Raw genomic sequence first — 19,532 nt, forward strand, 5'->3', positions numbered from 1 at the left:
CTTTAGCGCACTATTTGCATAAATTATGCGGTGGCTGGATTCTCCTGAACTGATTGTGTCGTCTCAGTTGGAATGCGGAATATCAGGGTATAGCTGACGGGCAGCACAACCAGTGTCAGTAGCGTAGCAAATCCTAAGCCGAAGATGATCGTTACTGCCATCGCCACAAAGAATGGGTCAAACAGAAGCGGGATCATGCCGAGCATGGTGGTAATTGCTGCCATACCAACCGGCCTTACACGGCTGACAGAAGAGTCAAATACTGCGTCGTAGGGGTGTTTTCCTGATTGAATCTCGGCGTTGATTTGATCAACCAAAACAATACCGTTTTTTATGATCATGCCGCTTAGGCTAAGCATGCCGAGTATCGCCATAAAGCTCAGTGGTGCATCAAGTAGCAATAGGCCTGATGCTATACCAATAATCGCAAGTGGCACATTGAACCAAATTACCAAAGGCTGCCTAACAGAGTTGAACAACACTACCGTGATCAGGAACATTGCCAGATAGCCCAAAGGTAGTGAGCTGAAAATGCTTGCCTGTGCGTCACGTGATGTCTCGTATTCTCCGCCCCATTCCAAGGTGTATCCATCCGGAAGCTTGATGGCTTCGATTTTGCCCCGTATTTTCCGGTGAACTGAATCGGCCGTTTCGCCGCTTCCAAGAATCGGGTCGGCTAATACAGTCAGCATCCGCTTACGGTCACGACGCATGATGATAGGGTTTTCCCATTCGGTATCGAACGAAGAAACTAACTGGGTAACAGGAACGAAGGTGTTGTTTTCACCGCTCCAGACTTGCAGCTTCAGTAAGCTGTTTGCATCGAGTCGCTCCTGCTCGGGTGCTCGGGCCAGTATCGGCATTAGATGCGATTGCTCACGGTAGGTACCGATAGCTTTGCCGCTGAAGTTGATCAGCAGTGCCGTATCGAGATCTTGCTTGCTGATCCCGACTTCGCGAGATTGGGCAAAGTTCATCTGCGGTCGAACAACCGTTACCTGATTACGCCAGTTGTGACGGATATTCTCTGCCGTTGGTTCAGCCAGGAAGATTTGTTCTGCCTGATGGGCGAGCTGACGGAGAATTTTAGGATCTTCACCATAAAAACGTGCTTCAATTTTGGCCGCTGGTGAAGGGCCGTTCTCTAAGAACTTCACTCTGAACTCGGCTTCTGGGTAGCTTTCGCGAAGGTGCGCTGTTAGCTTCGGCATGTTTGCGTTTTGCGCTTCCAGGCTATCCATTTCAATAATGAGCTGGCCATAGGCGTCATAGCCTTTTTCCGGCACATAGGGAAGAACGAATCGCTGCGCCCCTTGACCAATGACCGATGTCAGGTTTTTCAGTCCCACTTTGTTTTCTTGTTCGTAGTTCAGAATATCGCGCTCGACTGTTGAGACGAAATTTTCCGTACCGCGAATATCTGTTCCTTCCGGAAGCCAGATATCAACAAAGAAAATCGGAGTACTTGATGGCGGGAAGAACACATTCTTCACATGACCCATGCCGATAATAGCAGCTACGAGCATTGCAATAACCAGAGTAAGACTGGCAACTCTAAATCGCATTGCTGCCGACAGCAAGCCTCGATAGAGGTTGAAGAACCAGCCTTGATAAAGTTCTTGCGGTTCGCCACTGCTCTTGCCGTCCTTGAACAACAGGTGACAGAAGAACGGTGTGATAGTGATGGCTGTGATCCAGCTGATAAACAGCGAGATTAACAATACCTGAAATAGAGATGCACAAAATTCACCGGTAGCATCTTGAGACAGGCCAATGGGTGCAAAGGCAATGATAGCAATGATCGTCGCACCGAGCAGCGGCCACTGGGTTTGTTTTACCACCTGTCCGGCAGCTTCGTAACGCGTTTGGCCTCGCTGGATACCAATTAAGATCCCTTCGGTAACAACAATGGCGTTATCAACCAGCATACCGAGTGCGATGATCAGTGCGCCGAGCGAGATGATCTGAAGCTGGATCCCCAGAACATTCATTACGATGAAGGTGCCGAAAATGGTAAGTAACAGCACCGCCCCCATCAACAACCCTGAACGTAGTCCCATAAATACCAACAGAACTACAATAACAATCGCGACAGATTCAGCTAGGTTGATTAGAAAGCCAGTGACAGAGACATCAACAACAGCACCTTGGTCATAAACGGTATTCAGGTTCATGCCTAACGGCAGCTGTGATTCCAGCTCGGTAATTTTGGCTGAAATAGCGTTGGACACATCAACAACGTTGACGCCAGCGGTGAATGAGATCCCCAATGACAGCGCATTATGTCCCATGTTGTGATAAAGCAGGGTTGGCGTTTCTGTTGTTGTTTTATAAACAGTGGCAATATCACCCAGATAGACCAAGTTGGCACTGCCTGGAGGGCTTACCAGCAAGCGATTCATTTCTGATACGTCATCGAACTCACCGGTTGGGTGAATACGGATCCGGCCATCACCTATACGGATCTTACCGGCGTTGGAGACGACGTTCTGGTTTTGGATCTGACTGTAGATGTAGTTCTGGTCAAGCCCCAGTGCAGAGAGTTTTTGTTGGCTGATTTCAACAACGACTTGTTCTTCTGGTGCGCCTACGACAGAGACCTTCTTGACGCCTTGGATGAGAACCAGCTCACGTCGCAGATAATTGGCGTAGTTTTCCAGCTCTCGGTAGCTATAACCCTCGCCCTGAATATTCAGCAAAATGCCAAATACATCAGAAAAGTCGTCAATGATCTGCGGCTGCATGGTGCCGGGGGGCAAATTGGCGACAGTGTCGTTAACCTTGCGGCGAAGTTCGTCCCAAATTTGTGGAAGCTCACTGGCATCGTACTGCTCTTTCATCTCGACTTCGATTTGAGAAAGGCCTGCATTGTTAATCGAGGTAATATGCTTGATCTGGGGCATTTGCTGAATGGCATCTTCAAGCGACAGGGTGACTTCTTCTTCGACCTGTTCGGGAGAGGCTCCTGGGTAAGGGGTGATTACCAGAGCATTCTTAAGCGTAAATTCGGGAAACTCTAACTGTCCAAGGCCGGTAAATGATACCGCGCCGCCAATCAACATCAGCAGCACGAACATCCAGCTGATTACTTTATTATTAATACTGTAGTGTGCAACATTCATCAATTAAACGCCTCGTTCCCAGCGAAGAGGTTTAACTTCCATGTTGGGTTTGACTGCAGTAGCTCCGACGGCAACCACTTCATCGCCGAGCTCTAATCCAGATAAGATTTCAATACCGTTTGCACGGACCTGCCCGAGTATTACTGATACGGGTTCAAGTGTGCTGTTGTCAGAGTGATAGCGCCACACATTGGTTTCACCTGTGTCGTCACTGCGCATAATCGCAGTGAGTGGCAATACTGTAATGGCCTGCCCGGATGTGTTGACTTTAGACATATCAAGCAGTAATTCGGCGCTCATTCCCGGCAGAATATTCAGGTTTTCAGGGGGCGTAAGACTGAACACAACCTCATAGGTTTGGCTTCCTGGACTAACCGTGCTGGCGTGTTCTTTATATTGCACCGGGTAGGCACCTTGTTGATCTGCTGTTGTTAGCGTTGGAGTAAAGCCGTTTTTTAGCGCCAGAGTCTGAGGGGCGTGAAAACGTACTGTCGGCTTGAATGCTTCGTCGAAAGAGACATTCTTAAGCGTCAGCAATAGAGATTCCGGAACTTGGATCCGCACATCAATCTGATTGTTTCCCTGCAGTGTCAGAACGACCTGGGTTGCCTGGATCATTTGATGATTATCCAGGTTCACTTTGGCAACTGTTCCAGAGAACGGTGCTTCCAGACGGGTATAGGCAAGCTGATCCCGGGCTGAATACAGGGACGCCTTAGCAGATTTCAGTGTTGCCTTGGCTGTATCAAAATCAGCTTTTGAGATCAGCTGGCGCTTGTAGAGTTCCTGCTTTCGCTTGAAGTCAACATCAGCTAAGTCATGATTCGCTTCTGCATTTAATAATGCATTTTTAGCATCGCGGTCATCAAGTTGGGCAAGTAACTGACCTTTTGTCACGTGCTGACCTTCGGTTAGTCCCAGCTTCACCAGCTCGCCATTAATACGAAAAGCCAGATCAGCTTGTTGGCTTGCGGCAATTTTAGCGGGGAAGATACGTATTTGCTGCGATACGCTGTCGTCGATTGTCATGAGTTTGACTGGGCGGACGACGGCTGATTGTTGGATTGCACTTTCTGCGTCGTCACATCCCGTCAATACGGTGGAGAGCAAAATTGCAAGCAGGCTGAGTGATGCCGGTTTCATTATGGTATTTCCTGTTGTTATAACTCACGGAAAACTATAACCTTTGCTAGTGTTGCAAAAAACCAAACTTTTCGGAAATAGAGGTTCTGTTTTTTGCAACTGATATAGGCATTAATTGCCTTTACAATAGTTACAGTTTCTGAACACTCAGGTGAGAGATGAAAACGGAAGATATTAAGTTATTCCATCAAATTGTGGACGCAGGAAGTCTTATTCGCGCCTCTGAAATCTTTGATTTGCCAAAGTCGAATCTCAGCCGACGGATTAAATCGCTGGAAGAGGAGCTCCAAATTCAGCTTTTTCATCGCCACAATCGCTCGATGCAGCTCACTGAAGCCGGCGAGAAATTCTACGAGCGGACCAAATTAATTCTGGATGAACTTGAATTGAGCATTCAGGAGATCACGGCGCCTACTTATGAATTGTCAGGGCATTTACGGGTCCAGATCCTGCCGTTACCGGGTATTATTGATCTCGGTAGGGCGATTTTTAAGTTTATGGATTTATACCCGAAAGTGACAGTGGAAATTATTACCGGTTCGGTTGAGACAGATTTAATTGAAAACCATATAGATGTAGCATTTCGTATTGGTGATAAGCTGGAAGATTCAAGCTTAATTGCCCGCCCGTTCTTATCCGCATCATTTGGTTACTATGCAACACCAAGTTATATAGCTAAGAATGGTATGCCCAAAAAACCTGAAGATATGATAAATCATAACTTCATTCGTTTTCGTTATCCCAATGGTCATCTGTATACCAAGATGCCTTTGGGCCAAGATAAGATCATCGAAGGTTCTGGTAACCTGATCATGAACAGTGTTCCGCTGATTGTAGAGGCATGTCTGCAAGATCGCGGTATTATTTTGCTACCGGAGCCGTTGGCTGATTATTATATCGAGAGGGGAATGTTGGTTAGGCTCTTTGCAGATATTGAGCCGTCGATGAGTTATGGTTGGCTGGTTTATCCGTCTCGTAAGTACCTTTCGCTGACGGTACGCACCTTCATTGATCATATGCTTACGGAAGCCGAGCAAATAGGCATTTGTCAAAATATAGAAGGGGACATCCGCGGAATGTCAATTTGATACTTTAGGGTAGTGATACTCCATCCTTGGTAGGATAACCTTGTTGGAGTAGTCATTACTGGTTATGTCTCTTTGGCTATCATGTGGAGGTGTCTATTGTCTCTTTGACGCCTTTATTGCCAAGTGCATTGTGATTGTTATTTAAACGAATTACGTCATATCTTTTTAAAAAATGCTTTCTTGTGTTTGCTAAAATTGCCTGAGATTTAGATTTTATATTCGACTGAATTAATGTTGTATCTTTATTCATACCTTAAATATCTTACCGCAATTTTTACATCGGTAAATCGATTTAATAAATAATCGTTGCCAAAAAGTACGTTTAACTCTTTCTTTATGAATGCAATTGCAATTTATCATATGGATATATTATTAATCTGTGATTTTATTACAAGATCATACATCAAAGTGAATCTGATGCTCAACAGGTTTAATATGACGATATTAATAAGTCAACATGCAGATCTCATCAAGTAATAAGGCATATGCCATATAGATAACAACTGTAAATATAAAACAACACTCACATTAAATCGAATTATTTTTATACCTACAGTTATATTTTCGTGGAAATTGGGTGACTGTATTCGATAATCGTTTTTTTTTGCAAATAAACAAAAAAGCCCCCTTACAAGAAGGGGGCAATAGTACCATCGCTTTTTATTATTCGCTTATATGGCCGCGAGCTGAGGAAGTGTTGTTGTTTGCTCGCTTAGCCGAAGTCGCCATTTACGTAGCCGCGGGTGCGATCATCGCGTGGGCTGTTAAATAATGCATGTGTATCGTCGTGCTCGACCAGTTCGCCCATCAAGAAGAAGGCGGTACGATCAGAAATACGTCTGGCCTGCTGCATAGAGTGGGTAACGATTACTATGGTGAAGTCTTTCTTTAGCGACTCCATCAGATCTTCAATTTTCTTGGTTGCAATTGGATCCAGCGCCGAGGTCGGCTCATCCATCAGGATCACTTCCGGCTCCATCGCAATGGTACGGGCAATACATAGACGCTGCTGCTGGCCACCAGACAGACCAAATGCGTGTGATTTGAGGCGGTCTTTGACTTCGTCCCACAGCGCTGCGCCGCGCAGTGATTTTTCGACCACTTCATCAAGGCGTTTCTTGTCGGTGATCCCCTGGGCACGTAGGCCGTAAGCGACGTTTTCATAGATGCTCATCGGGAACGGGTTTGGTTTTTGGAATACCATGCCCACTTTGATACGAAGCTGCGCAACATCGACGTTGCCATAGACATCTTCGTTATCCATGCTTAGCTGGCCGTTAATTTTAACGCCTTCGATAAGGTCGTTCATGCGGTTCAGGCAGCGAAGGAGGGTAGATTTGCCACAGCCCGACGGACCAATGAGTGCTGTTACCTGACGGTTAGGGATCGGCAGGCAGATTTGCTTCAATGCCTGATTTTCCCCGTAGAAAAGGTTTAGGTTTTTGATATTGAATTTATTCATTGCTCTCTTCCTCAAAATTAGTAAGTCGCAGTGTTGAATCGGCTGGCAATCAATTTGGTAAGCATGTTAATTACAAGAACTATTACAATCAGAACGGTGGCGGTTGCATACGCCTGATTCCATTCATGAATGGTGTAGAGCTCCTGCGTTAGCTTATACAGGTGGACGGTTAGCGTTCGACCAGAGTCAAGCATGCTCTCTGGAATACGGGCAACCATACCTGCTGTCATGAATACCGGTGCTGATTCACCGATTACACGACCTACGCTGAGGATGATGGAGGTGACAATACCCGGCATCGCGCTTGGCAGAATAAGTCTCCAGATGGTGTAGATTTTAGAGGCTCCCAAACCGTAAGAACCTTCACGGTAGGTTTGTGGTACAGCCATTAATGCTTCTTCTGTTGTACGGATAATTACCGGAAGAATTAAAATACTAAGAGTCAGAGCCCCCGACAGTATCGAGTAGCCAAAGCCAAGTACAACCACAAAGAAGGTCATACCGAACAGGCCGTAGATAATTGACGGAATACCCGCTAATGACTCGGTACAAAAGCGAATGACTTTCACTAGCTTGCTACCGACTTTGGCATATTCAGTCAAATAAATAGCCGTCATGATACCCAGTGGTGCCGCCACGGCGATAGAGGCGGCAACCATATATAGGGTTGATACAATCATTGGCCAAATACCGGACTCCTGACCAATAGTGGTGTAGTTGCTGGAAATAAATGTCCAGTCTACGTGTGACAGGCCATTGCTCAGGATGTACCAGACAACCCACAGTAGAAAACCAACCGTGATACCGGCAGACAGCCAGATAACACCCAGAGAAATTTTATCTTTCAATTGCTGCTTGGCAGCATTGGTAGCTTTTAAAGTCATGGTGATTACCTCGCACGCTCACGGTTCAGATAAAGAAGTGCGGCATTTAGCATCATGATGAAGACAAGCAAGACAATACCTGTTGCGTAAAGCGCACTTGCGTGAATGCCGGTTGCATATGACATTTCAATAGCGATATTCGCTGTCAGTGTTCGTGCCGATTCAAGCAGGCCTTCAGGCATGGCGGGGGAGTTACCCATTACCATGATGATGGCCATGGTTTCACCAAGGGCGCGAGCGACACCAAGAATGACACCGGTCATGATGCCTGAGCGAGCAGCAGGTACGAGTAATTTGAAGATAGTAAACATATGTGATGCCCCCAGCGCCAAAGAGCCTTCTTTGTAGGTACGCGGTACAGCACGAATAGAGGTTTCAGAAACCGTGATAACCGTTGGCAATATCATGATTGCCAGAACAATGATTCCTGCTAGTACGGTGTTTCCGGCAGGAACGGCGAAGAAGTCTTGAATCAGCGGAACGATGATAACCAGACCGAAGAAACCGTAAACCACAGACGGGATGCCAGCCAGTAATTCAATCATTGGGCGAATAATATCTGCAAGGCGCTTCGGCGCGACTTCAGCAATGAAAATAGCGGTGAGTACACCGATTGGCACACCGATAACAACTGCGCCTGCCGTTGAGACGACAGAGGCTACTATCATCGGAGCGATGCCGTATAGCGCTGGTGGCAACCAGTCAGTACCTAAAACGATACCGCTAATGCCTGAATGTTCGATGGCGGCGTAACCTTCGCGGAAGATGAAATAGCCGATAGTAATAAGAGATAAAATACCTAGGGCAGCACTGCTCAAAAATAGGTATTTAAAGAATATTTCGCGCCAGTCGATTTTATCTTTGGCTTTTAGCGAAGATCCTTTGGTTGGGTTTTCTATATTATTTGCGATGGTCATAGTGTTTACTCCAGATACTGATCAAGCAAAAGGCTTGTTCAAATACCGAGGAATCAATAAAGACCGGCCATCGTCGTTATGACGCTGACCGGACAAAAACATTCAGTGTTATTACTTAACTGAGATGAAACCTTTGTTAGCAACGATTTTCTGAGCTTCAGGGCTCTTAACCCATGCAAGGAATTCAAGTGCCGACTTAGACGGGCGACCTTCCTTGTACACAACGAGGAATGGGCGTTGTACCCCGTATTCACCTGATTTAATGGCTTCAACAGATGGCTGGTGGTTGTCGATAGCCAGAGGTTTCACTGAGCCGTCAACTGAGCCCAGTGAGATGTAACCGATAGCAAACGGGTTGTTGGCGACAATTGTTTTTAGCTGGCCGTTGCCGCTGGCAACCTGCGCCCGCTGAGAGATGGCAGAAACTTTAATGCCGTTGATTTTCTTCTTCAGCTTCATGATGTCTTCGAATGCACCACGTGTTCCAGATGCAGTATCACGTGTTGCAACAACGATTGGCTTGTTTTCGCCACCAACCTGATTCCAGTTAGTGATTTCGCCTTTGTAGATTTTAGCAACGTCTTCTTTAGAGAGGTCTGAGACTGAGTTGTTGTTGTGAACGACAACGGCAATACCATCGCGGGCAATAACAACTTCTTTAATGTTGTCTGCTTTTTCAGAAGACTTAAGGTTACGTGAGCTCATACCAAGATCAGATGAACCATCATGTGCAGCACGTACACCAGCAGAAGAGCCAGGTCCCTGAACCTCGATGGTCACATTATTGGATTGAGCATAGGTTTCACCAAGAACCTCCATGATTGGTGATACGGAGCTTGAGCCTACAACAGAAATAGTCTCATTTGCTACCGCAGTGTTGAATACCATTGAACCTGCTAGGGCTAGTGCACCAATAACCTGTGTTTTCATTTTCCTAATCCTTAAAAAGCTTGGCCTTATTGCCAATAGGTTTGAATGAACGAAGCCAAGATTAGGAGAGTTTTATGACAATCATGTTTCAGAAGTTTGAACACTCTATGACGATAGTCATAAATGCTTAATAGGTATAAAAAATATAACGAAAGGAGCTTATTTGGCACTGTGCCATATGTCTCTCTTATAGGAAATGGCCACATTATGCGTGTGGTTGCATTGCTTTTGCTATTTTTTTGTGACGCAGGTCTATCTTTTTGGGGTTTTTAAGGTAATAATGCCGCCATTATTTTGTGCATGGATGCATATCTCTCTTTCTATCTCTTTGAGGCTGTAATGCAATTTTCATTGAAAAATTTATCAATTCGATATCAGGTTTTATTGCCTGTTATGCTGATGGCAGTTGTTTTGCTGGTATCTTTGCTGACAACAAAAACGAAGCTCGAAACTGAACAACAGATCGTTTCAACTAACACGGAAAATCTTGTTGACTATAAAGATACCATTGCCAATATTGATGATCGTATTTATCCCATTCGTATAAGTGCAGTTTATGCAATTTATGATGCAAAACGCCGTAGCTCGTTTCTTGACGAGCTAAAAACGACAGCAAGGGATGTTACTGGTGAATTGCAGCTACTTGAGCGGGTACCTGAGTTTAAAGTTGAGTCTCAAAGCGTCCATAGTGCGATCAATGATTACATTAATTACTCGACCCGTGCCGTTGATGTTCTTACTCGCCACGATCGTGGTGAAGTGAGTGATTCAGAATTTGACGCATTTATTGCGCAATATCGTCAGGTCGGTAATGCAATGGTTGGATCGATCAACCAGTTATCGGAAAGCGTGAATGCGTTCTCGACGCAGACTATGATGAAGAGTGCCGAGAATAATAGAATGTTGATGTCTACGGCTTCAATGGCAATTCTATTAGTTTTCGTTATTGTTTTTGCTGTTGCCTGGTGGTTGTCGGGCCTGATTGTGAATCCAATAGTGAAACTGCAGTCGGTAATGCGTGAAGTGGCAGGTGGTAACCTGCGTGTGCATGCTGAACAAGACGGAACTAACGAGATTGCCCAGCTAAGCGGTGATGTGAATACGACCGTCGAGCAGCTTCACAAAACTGTGGATGCACTGGTACGTATTAGTGAAGATGTGGCCTCGGCATCGACTGAACTTGCAGCCGTCATGACTCAATCTGAAGCGAATGCGCAATCAGAATTGAATGAAATTGATCAGGTTGCCTCAGCGGTCAATGAACTGTCGAGCACGGCTGATAATGTGAGTGACAATGCGACGGCGGCCGACTCGACGGCAAAACAGACAGATGAGCTTGCGCGAGAAGGATTGGATATCTTTGAGCAAAGTAATGCTGCTAGTGGCCAGATGACACAGACCTTGTCTGATGCTGCGGGTGTAGTGACACGTCTTCAAGAGCAATCAGAGCAAATCAGCAAAGTGATTGAAGTGATCCAGGGTATTTCTGAGCAGACAAACCTGCTGGCACTGAATGCCGCAATTGAAGCAGCGCGTGCTGGAGAATCTGGACGTGGTTTTGCCGTGGTTGCCGATGAGGTACGTATGCTTGCAGCACGTACTCAAGCTTCGACTCAGGAAATCCAGACGATTATCGAAGAGCTGCAATCGCAATCTAATAACGCCAATGACAGTATGCAGCTGAGCCTCGAGATGCTTGAGCGTAACCAGGAGCTGACCACCCGAGCCAATCAGGCTCTGGTTGGTATTACTGAATCTGTCGTACAAATCAGCGACATGAACACCCAAGTAGCGACCGCTGCCGAGCAGCAGTCGCAGGTGACACAAGATATTAATCGTAATGTCACCAATATGTCGGAAATCATCAACCAAAATGTCGCAGGTATTAGCCAGAGCGCCGCTGCAAGTAATGAGCTCTCTCAGCTAGCAGAGAAGCAAAAGCAGCAGCTTTCTTTCTTTAAAATGTAACCTGGCTTACAATATCTAGAATGTGCCACATAACTTATGGGGCACACTCTATCCAAAAGACCTGTCATTGACAGGTCTTTTTGTTTTCTCGCGTAGTTAATTGTTGCGCGTTTGCACGAGCCCAGAACTTGAAGGTGTACATGCTAAAAAAAGCCCAGCAAATGGTTGTTTTCAATGCCCTGACAAAACAGCAAAGTTTTACCCGTGCAGCGCAGATACTTGATATATCCAGAACTCAGGTGAGTAAGCTGGTGCAACAGCTTGAGCAGCGGCTGGGGGTACAGCTAGTCCAACGAACAACACGCTCATTTGCTCTTACTGAAGCTGGCCGTCAGTTTGCCGTTCATTGTGCCAATATTGTTAACGAGATCAATGAAGCCGAGAGCGAGCTGGTGCTTGATGCAGACACCTTGCACGGTGCTCTACGTGTCGGTATTGCCCAGTCTTTTGCCCTTAACCATATTGGCCCCTATATTTCAGAGTTTCACGAGCAATATCCGCAGCTGGATCTGGAAATGAGCCTGTTTGATCATCGGGTCGATCTGATTACTGAACAGTTGGATTTATGGATTGGGATCATGGCGTCGCCGCCGGAAGGGTTTGTCGCAAGGCATTTGGCCGACTGCCAGTTTGTATTGGCGGCTAGCCCTGATTATCTGGCCAAACATGGTGTACCTTACCATCCGGAAGATTTGAAGCAGCACAATTGCATTACCTATTACAGCCGTGAGCGCAAAGATACCTCGTGGCGCTTTAGTAACGAACAAGGCGACTTGCAAGTGAAAGTCAGAGGTAACTATCGAGTCGACTCTGCTGATGCTATTCGGGATGCGACGCTGGCCGGGAACGGGATTGGTTACCTGGCTACGTATCTGCTTAAAAATGAATTCAGGGAAGGGCGGCTGATCCGGCTAATACCAGATTGGCAGCTTAGTCAGCAGATGCCTCTGTACGCCATTTATCCCCGTCATAAATTTTTGCCAGCCAAGGTAAAGGTATTTATCGATTTTGTGCGGGATCATATCGGAAAGCCTGCAGTCTGGGATCGCGACTTGTTTTGATAGCGCCAATGTATGAACGATTTGAACATACAGTGGCGATGTCAGAATCGATCTGTTTAGCGGTATATTATGTACTCAGTCCGAGTATAGGGCTCCAGTTCATATTGCGATTCGAGAAAGGTAATGAGATCGATGAGCTGTTCTACTGTCATAATGTTGTTATAAACAGGCATAACAGATTTTCCCGAGGCTTGGATTTCTGACAGCGCATAGCCTTTAGCGAGCTGATGCGACGGGTTTATGACTGAAGTCACAAGCTCGGCATAGGTCTTAAGACTTTGAACCTTTCCCCCGAGCGTGACCGACAGCTTGTCTTCTGTCCCATCTGGTCGCTCGAACCCCTCCATTTCGTGACAACTTAGGCATTGCATACTCAGAAATACGTCTTTGCCCTGTGTCGGATCGCCTACGGGTAGGCTAAAGCCTGTAGATGCTTGTTCACAACCGACGAGTCCAAACACGATAATTAACATTGTTAGTATCTTATGGCTGTTCATGGAAGATCACTCCGTATAAACACTGTGCCAACCTGCTGATGACAACTCGAGAATGAGTACCGTAGTGACAAGTGTAGAAGATGAATGAAAAACTATGGGGAGGAAAGTTGCATAAAGTTCATGGTTATTTAGCTATCATTGTCACGCATAGTAATAACTGTATCCGCAGAGGGAACTAATCTGCCGATTTCGTTTGCTTTGATGAGAAAGGCAGCAACTTTCTCAAATAGTGTTTCTTAAGTGTAAATAGGTGTAACAATTTGATCCTTGTCACAGTTTTTAAAGTCCCTACAATGCCGCCGCAATCGTTTACTAAAAGACTAACATTGGAGAATGACCATGGGCCATTTGGTCAGCATCTTAGGCATTTTTTCGCTATTTGCGGTTGCTATACTATTTTCAGAAAATCGCCGAGCGATAAGCTGGCGCGCTGTAGGCGGTGCGTTTGCTATTCAAATCTTATTCGCAGGCTTCATTTTGTATGTCCCTGTTGGACGTGAAGTACTGAATACGGTGTCTACTGCCGTCTCTGGTGTTATTGGCTATGGTCGGATTGGCTCTGAGTTCCTTTTTGGTGATTTGGCTAAGTTCAAAATTGGCTTTATTTTTGCCGTAAATGTGTTGCCAACGATTGTTTTCTTTTCCGCCCTCATCTCTGTATTTTATTATCTTGGCATTATGGGATGGGTGATCCGCTGTCTGGGCGGTGGACTCCAGCGCCTGCTGGGTACTAGCCGTACCGAATCGATGTCAGCAACAGCCAATATATTTGTTGGTTCCGTTGAAGCACCACTTGTTGTACGTCCTTACCTTGCCAAAATGAGCCGTTCTGAACTGTTTGCTGTTATGGTGGGCGGCCTTGCATCCGTCGCGGGTGGTACGCTGGTGGGTTATGCCGGTCTTGGCGTTGATATCAGTTATCTGATTGCAGCAAGCTTCATGTCTGCACCTGCTGGCCTGATGATGGCAAAAATTCTGGTTCCACAAACCGAAACGTTGAGCGATGAGCCGCAAGTCGATGAGGAAGATGAAACTGCACCTGTTAATATTATTGATGCAGCGTCGCAGGGGGCACTTAGTGGTCTACAAATTGCGATGGCTGTCGGTGCAAGCTTGCTTGCTATCATCAGCTTGATTGCATTGCTCAATGGTGGCCTTGCTCATGTTGGTAGCTGGGTCGGCATCGAGAATCTGAGCTTGGAATTGCTGTTTGGTTATCTATTTGCTCCTGTTGCCTGGTTAATCGGTGTTCCTTGGTCAGAAGCAACAGTGGCTGCGAGCCTGATTGGTAAAAAGATTGCGGTTAACGAATTTGTAGCATTTGCTGATTTGATGGCCGTGAAAGACCAGCTGAGTGAACATTCGCAAGCGATTGTTACTTTTGCACTGTGTGGTTTTGCTAACCTAACGTCTATTGCCATGATGATGGGTGGGCTAGGAGGGGTGGTGCCAAGTCGTCGTCCTGATATTGCCCGCCTTGGTTTGAAGGCAATTTTCGCAGCAACATTATCAAACTTAATGAGTGCAACGTTAGCCGGTATTTTCTTATCGTTCTAACGAATTTACCAAGAACGCACAAAAACAGAGAGCATTAGCTCTCTGTTTTTGTTTGCGACATTGAAACAAGTATTCAAAGAAAAACCACCTGAGCAGAATTACTCTGAAACTGTATTTAAGACCTAAGGACAAGTTAATAGTAGTGGGATGACTATGGCGACTTTGTCTTAATATTGATACTGAATGGGTGTTAGTCGTATTTCATTTAACCTTTTGAACTATATAAGGTGCTGTCTTAAAAACTATTATCAGATAATCGTTGATAGCGAGTATAGTTGCTTGCATCTGTAAATTCATTTAGCATTTCTGTATCACACATTATCGAGACAAACCATGAAGTCGCCCGTTGATAAGTTACTGCACAGCCATGATAACCTTGTCCATTCTGAGGGGGTGAAAGTCGTATCCCACACTCAGCGCGAAGATGGCGACGGAGAGGAAGAGTGGGTACTGCATACTTTGATGATTGAAGGTTGTGATGCGCCGTTTAAGTTTAAGCGCAAGAAAAAATACAAGAGCCTGAAAGGGGCGAAGGTGAATATGACATATTACCCAACAGTTGAGGTTGTTGCTGGTTTTGACATTGAAGTGATGAAAGTGGTTCGTATTAAGCTTTATTAACTTGCTTTTGAAATGAGCACATTTTCATGACTCGATTTTTGATGACTAAAAGTAGTGGCGATGTCAGGTTCTGACTGATGGCAAAAAGCACATGAATGGATGTTGAGTTCAATAGTGTGTAATAAGGTCGCATTGCCACAATGTTTACACGTTCCAGAAAAATGAATGGAATGAATGTTGGTTCCGGGTAATTTAGTCGACATAACAGGTGTCCTTCCTTGTATTTTGTATACTTCTTCTTACTCCCGCATCTAGTAGATTAGTTTTAGCTATAACCATGCGCAATAGAACTTTTGTCTTAGTCATTCTGAGTGTATTTGGGCTCTTCGTAATAACGCTAATCCCCTTGGTTGTTTTATGAGCGGGCTCAAACTTATCAATAATTTATGAAGCCCACCTTGAAATGAATCTATAGTAAAAGCTGATTAACAAACTCGTTACAACTATAGAGTGATAATCATGCAAGGAGAGGAAGATGTATCTCAAGGATGTCGTCAAGACGCTGGTCATATCAGTCACGATTGTCAGTGCGCTTTTACCCCCCTTTTTTGCCAATGCAGCCAAAGCCGAATACAAATGGAAGATGGTAACAACTTGGCCTAAAAATTTTCCGGGCCTAGGTACCGGTGCCAATGATCTTGCAAAGCTGATTGGTGATATGAGTAATGGTCGTATTCAGGTGAAAGTCTATGGTGCCAAAGAACTGGTTGGGGCGTTGGAAGTATTCGATGCCGTATCGAGAGGTACCGCAGAGATGGGCCATGGTGCAGGGTATTACTGGAAAGGGAAAGTACCTGCAGGGCAGTTCTTTGCTGCCGTCCCCTTTGGTCTGACAGCACAGGAGATGAATAGCTGGATATACAGTGGTGGTGGACTGGCACTGTGGCAAGAAGCCTATGCACCATTTGGCATCATACCTATGCCAGGTGGTAATACTGGTGTTCAGATGGGCGGGTGGTTTAATAAAGAAATTAATTCATTAGGTGATTTAAAAGGGCTGAAGATGCGAATCCCCGGCTTGGGGGGCGAAGTGCTCAAGCGTGCTGGAGGGACTCCAGTATTGCTACCCGGTGGTGAGATTTTCCCAGCGCTACAGTCTGGCGCAATAGATGCGACAGAGTGGGTCGGCCCGTATAACGATATGGCATTTGGCCTGCACAAGGCGGCAAAATACTACTATTATCCGGGCTGGCACGAGCCAGGAACAACGTTGGAGGCATTAATCAACAAAAAAGCCTTCAATAAGCTGCCTAAGGATCTACAGTCTATCGTGTTGAATGCCACTCGTGTTGCCAATGCGAACATGCTGGCAGAATATACGGCTCGAAATAATGCGGCTTTGGAGCGCTTGGTTAAGGAGCACAAGGTTGATTTGCGCCCGTATCCTACCGAGGTACTTGAACAGCTTAAGAGTCTTTCTGAACAGGTAGTTAAAGAGGAAGCTCAAAAAGATCCAATGAGCAAGAAAGTCTATGCGTCATATACAACTTTCCGAGAGCAAGCTGTTGATTGGCATAAGATTTCGGAACAATCTTACCTGAATTCAAGAAATCCAGAATAACAAAGACAGGCTTGGAAATTCAATAACTAGGTGAGCGTTGTATGGATACACCTTCTCCTTTTTTGATAGGCCTTATTCGGGGCATTAATCGTTTTACCGATATAACCGGGCGGATCGTGTCATGGTTTGTACTGGCCATCGTGCTAATTACATTTGTCGTGGTCGTGATGCGTTATATCTTCAATATCGGCTCTGTTTTCATGCAAGAGTCAATTACCTACTTTCATAATTACGTGATTATGCTGGGAGCTGCCTATACCCTGCTCAAAGGAGCACATGTCAGGGTTGATATCTTTTATCGCCCGGCATCCGTCCGGAAGCAAGCTTGGGTTGATTTGCTAGGATTCTTTATCCTAATGCTTCCTACCTGCTGTTTTATATTCTACATCTCGTGGGAGTATGTGGCTTTTTCGTGGCAGATGCTGGAAGGCTCCCAGGAGGCCGGGGGAATCGATGCCCGTTATTTGTTCAAAACATCAATATTGCTAATGCCTGCCTTAATGCTCTTGCAAGGGGGCGCAGAAACTTTGAAATGTGTATTGGTACTCAGTGGTCATGAGTCGGCTGTTGCTGCTTTAGATGAACATGTCGAGGAGCACGGATTATGATTGAACTACTGCCATTACTCCTGTTTATTGTGGTTTTTATTGTTTTGCTAGCCGGTTACCCCGTCGCCTTTTCTCTGGCGGGTTCGGCTCTTATCTTTGCTGCCATAGGTTATTTTACCGAGACATTTGATCCTGTCTTTCTTGAAGCAATACCCAATAGGATTCAGGGTATATTGTCCAATGAGCTGTTGATTGCAATACCGCTGTTTATCTTTATGGGCGTGATGCTCGAGAAGTCTAAAATTGCTGAAGAGTTGCTTGATACCATGGGGCAGGTGTTCGGTGGTTTGGCGGGAGGGCTCGGACTTTCTGTGACTCTGGTCGGGATGTTGTTGGCGGCCAGCACCGGGATCGTTGGGGCGACAGTAGTGACGATGGGATTGCTCTCCCTGCCGACGATGATGCGGCGGGGGTATTCTGCGGAGGTCGCGACGGGGACGATCTGTGCATCAGGTACTCTAGGGCAGATCATTCCTCCGTCGATTGTACTTGTTTTGCTTGGTGATGTGATCTCGTCATCTTATCAGCAGGCACAGCTCGATCAGGGGATCTTCGCTCCGGAAAGCATTACCGTCGGTGATCTGTTCCTTGGTGCCTTGATCCCAGGATTTATATTGGTCGGTTTGTACTGTGTTTATTTGATCATAATAGCGGCTGTCGCCCCAGAAAAAGTGCCGCCAATTCCCGAAGAAGAGCGCAAGGTCAGAAAAGAGCTGTGGATGCAGGTATTAACCGTGTTGTTTCCACCTATTTTACTGATCGTACTCGTGTTAGGTTCAATTCTCGGGGGAATCGCGACCCCGACCGAAGCGGCATCTGTTGGTTCTGTCGGAGCGATTATTCTTGCCTGGATAAAGAAAACCTTCACCATTCAAATTTTACGTGATGTCATGCACAGCACAACTGAAGTGACTGCCATGGTCTTCATGATTTTGATTGGCGCTTCGGTGTTTTCGCTTGTGTTCCGCGGATTCGGTGGCGATGATCTGGTTCGGGATTTTTTGACTGATTTGCCGGGTGGGGTATTTGGTGCTGTACTGCTGGTAATGATCGTCATGTTCTTATTGGGCTTCTTTCTCGATTTTATTGAGATCACTTTCGTTGTGATCCCGATTGTCGCACCGATATTGCTCAGTATGGATCTGAACCCGATCTGGTTGGGGATCATGATTGCACTGAATCTACAGACGTCGTTTCTGACGCCGCCATTTGGCTTTTCGCTATTTTACTTACGTGGCGTTGCCCCGGATACCATTTCAACCCAGCAAATATACCGCGGTGTTATTCCCTTTATAGTGATTCAATTGTTTGTGATTGGAATGTTGGCATACTGGCCGTCTTTGGCTACCTGGCTGCCAGAGTCGGTATACGGTTAACTCCCTCAATTACGATGACCAAAGTTGATGATTGTAATTGAGGTGAGCGCTATTTCGTCTGCAACTATAGCTTTACCCTAATCTTCAATCAGTATCACAACCAGTTCTTTTGGCCCGTGGGCACCGTAGGCCAGTGTCTGCTGTATGTCTGCGGTTTTTGATGGTCCCGACACTAAGATAGCGTTGGTCGGCATGCCGATATGCCAGGCTTGTTTTATCATGAGTTCGACAAAGTTGCTGACCAGAGTGGAGCGCTTGATTAGAGCAATATGTGTTGGCGGTACCAGTGACAAAGTACGCGGTTCGTTGCTATTAGGCCAGAGTACCAGAGTACCGGTATCGGCAATACCTGCCAGACAGTGGGTGATACCGACATCGATTTGATCGAATAGCTCGGTTTTCCATTCGCTGATATCACGATCAAAGGCCACGGGCTCGACATGTTCCGTCGCCTGCTTTATGGCTGGCTGAAACTCACCGTCAGTACCAACCGCAATGCGATTGAGCTGCTTGTCTGCGATCAGTTGCTGTAATACTTCGCCTAGTTGCTCGGTATTTGTTTTGATGACGTCGGCATGGCTGGCCGTTATGCCTTCGATAAACCGTTGTTGGAGCTCGCCTTTTGACGCTGTTGTCCAAGGTTGATAGATATACTCATCAGACCCTTTCGGGCTTGCTTCAGCTCCTCGAAGGCGAGATAAAATTGAATTACGTGTTGTGCTCATTGTTCTCTCCCT

At 45.9% G+C, this 19,532-nt stretch carries 16 protein-coding genes; 8 read left to right on the forward strand and 8 right to left on the reverse strand.

Annotated features, from left to right (window positions below):
- Positions 1–23: 23 nt before the first annotated feature.
- Together EDI28_RS02855 and EDI28_RS02860 are read right to left on the reverse strand one after the other, a co-directional pair.
- On the reverse strand, positions 24–3,122 hold the full coding sequence (locus EDI28_RS02855; protein WP_128782315.1) for an efflux RND transporter permease subunit: 3,099 nt from the start codon (positions 3,120–3,122) through the stop codon (positions 24–26).
- A 3-nt stretch (positions 3,123–3,125) separates the two neighbouring features.
- On the reverse strand, positions 3,126–4,265 hold the full coding sequence (locus EDI28_RS02860; RefSeq protein ID WP_128782316.1) for an efflux RND transporter periplasmic adaptor subunit: 1,140 nt from the start codon (positions 4,263–4,265) through the stop codon (positions 3,126–3,128).
- Between the two features lie 158 nt (positions 4,266–4,423).
- On the opposite strand from EDI28_RS02860, the gene EDI28_RS02865 reads away from it, so the two are divergent.
- Positions 4,424–5,353 (forward strand): LysR family transcriptional regulator, encoded by a 930-nt coding sequence (locus EDI28_RS02865; RefSeq protein WP_128782317.1) that lies wholly within the window; start codon positions 4,424–4,426, stop codon positions 5,351–5,353.
- Positions 5,354–6,065: 712 nt separating this feature from the next.
- On the opposite strand, the gene pstB is transcribed toward EDI28_RS02865, so the two are convergent.
- From pstB to EDI28_RS02885, 4 genes are all read right to left on the reverse strand, one after another.
- A complete protein-coding gene (gene pstB / locus EDI28_RS02870) occupies positions 6,066–6,815 on the reverse strand; it encodes a phosphate ABC transporter ATP-binding protein PstB (protein ID WP_128782318.1) in 750 nt (249 codons plus the stop codon).
- A 17-nt stretch (positions 6,816–6,832) separates the two neighbouring features.
- Positions 6,833–7,699 carry a phosphate ABC transporter permease PstA gene (gene pstA, locus EDI28_RS02875; protein WP_128782319.1) on the reverse strand — a complete coding sequence of 289 codons (867 nt, stop codon included), beginning with the start codon at positions 7,697–7,699 and terminating at the stop codon, positions 6,833–6,835.
- 5 nt (positions 7,700–7,704) lie between these two features.
- Positions 7,705–8,616 carry a phosphate ABC transporter permease subunit PstC gene (gene pstC / locus EDI28_RS02880; RefSeq protein WP_128782320.1) on the reverse strand — a complete coding sequence of 304 codons (912 nt, stop codon included), beginning with the start codon at positions 8,614–8,616 and terminating at the stop codon, positions 7,705–7,707.
- Between the two features lie 111 nt (positions 8,617–8,727).
- Positions 8,728–9,546, reverse strand: a complete 819-nt coding sequence (locus EDI28_RS02885) for a phosphate ABC transporter substrate-binding protein (RefSeq protein WP_128782321.1) — start codon at positions 9,544–9,546, stop codon at positions 8,728–8,730.
- A gap of 339 nt (positions 9,547–9,885) precedes the next feature.
- Between EDI28_RS02885 and EDI28_RS02890 the strand changes: the two genes are divergently transcribed.
- Positions 9,886–11,514: a methyl-accepting chemotaxis protein gene (locus EDI28_RS02890; RefSeq protein ID WP_128782322.1), complete on the forward strand. Its 1,629-nt coding sequence runs from the start codon at positions 9,886–9,888 to the stop codon at positions 11,512–11,514.
- Between the two features lie 140 nt (positions 11,515–11,654).
- Positions 11,655–12,575 (forward strand): LysR family transcriptional regulator, encoded by a 921-nt coding sequence (locus tag EDI28_RS02895; RefSeq protein WP_128782323.1) that lies wholly within the window; start codon positions 11,655–11,657, stop codon positions 12,573–12,575.
- A gap of 56 nt (positions 12,576–12,631) precedes the next feature.
- On the opposite strand, the gene EDI28_RS02900 is transcribed toward EDI28_RS02895, so the two are convergent.
- Positions 12,632–13,048 (reverse strand): c-type cytochrome, encoded by a 417-nt coding sequence (locus tag EDI28_RS02900; protein ID WP_233353256.1) that lies wholly within the window; start codon positions 13,046–13,048, stop codon positions 12,632–12,634.
- A 363-nt stretch (positions 13,049–13,411) separates the two neighbouring features.
- Here EDI28_RS02900 and EDI28_RS02905 point away from each other — a divergent pair, with 363 nt between their 5' ends.
- From EDI28_RS02905 to EDI28_RS02925, 5 genes are all read left to right on the forward strand, one after another.
- Positions 13,412–14,629: a NupC/NupG family nucleoside CNT transporter gene (locus tag EDI28_RS02905; RefSeq protein WP_128782324.1), complete on the forward strand. Its 1,218-nt coding sequence runs from the start codon at positions 13,412–13,414 to the stop codon at positions 14,627–14,629.
- A 333-nt stretch (positions 14,630–14,962) separates the two neighbouring features.
- Complete coding sequence (locus EDI28_RS02910) at positions 14,963–15,250, forward strand: hypothetical protein (RefSeq protein WP_128782325.1); 288 nt, start codon at positions 14,963–14,965, stop codon at positions 15,248–15,250.
- A 475-nt stretch (positions 15,251–15,725) separates the two neighbouring features.
- Positions 15,726–16,811: a TRAP transporter substrate-binding protein gene (locus EDI28_RS02915; protein WP_128782326.1), complete on the forward strand. Its 1,086-nt coding sequence runs from the start codon at positions 15,726–15,728 to the stop codon at positions 16,809–16,811.
- A 41-nt stretch (positions 16,812–16,852) separates the two neighbouring features.
- Positions 16,853–17,419 (forward strand): TRAP transporter small permease subunit, encoded by a 567-nt coding sequence (locus EDI28_RS02920; RefSeq protein ID WP_128782327.1) that lies wholly within the window; start codon positions 16,853–16,855, stop codon positions 17,417–17,419.
- Positions 17,416–18,795, forward strand: a complete 1,380-nt coding sequence (locus EDI28_RS02925) for a TRAP transporter large permease (protein ID WP_128782328.1) — start codon at positions 17,416–17,418, stop codon at positions 18,793–18,795. The genes EDI28_RS02920 and EDI28_RS02925 overlap by 4 nt, the downstream gene beginning before the upstream one ends.
- 77 nt (positions 18,796–18,872) lie before the next feature.
- Here EDI28_RS02925 and EDI28_RS02930 read toward each other — a convergent pair whose 3' ends face one another.
- Entirely contained in the window at positions 18,873–19,520 is a 648-nt protein-coding gene (locus EDI28_RS02930; protein ID WP_128782329.1) for a LutC/YkgG family protein, read from the reverse strand.
- Between the last annotated feature and the right edge of the window lie 12 nt (positions 19,521–19,532).

It is taken from the genome of Photobacterium chitinilyticum (assembly GCF_004104355.1).
In the GTDB taxonomy this organism is placed as follows: Bacteria; Pseudomonadota; Gammaproteobacteria; order Enterobacterales; family Vibrionaceae; genus Photobacterium; species Photobacterium chitinilyticum.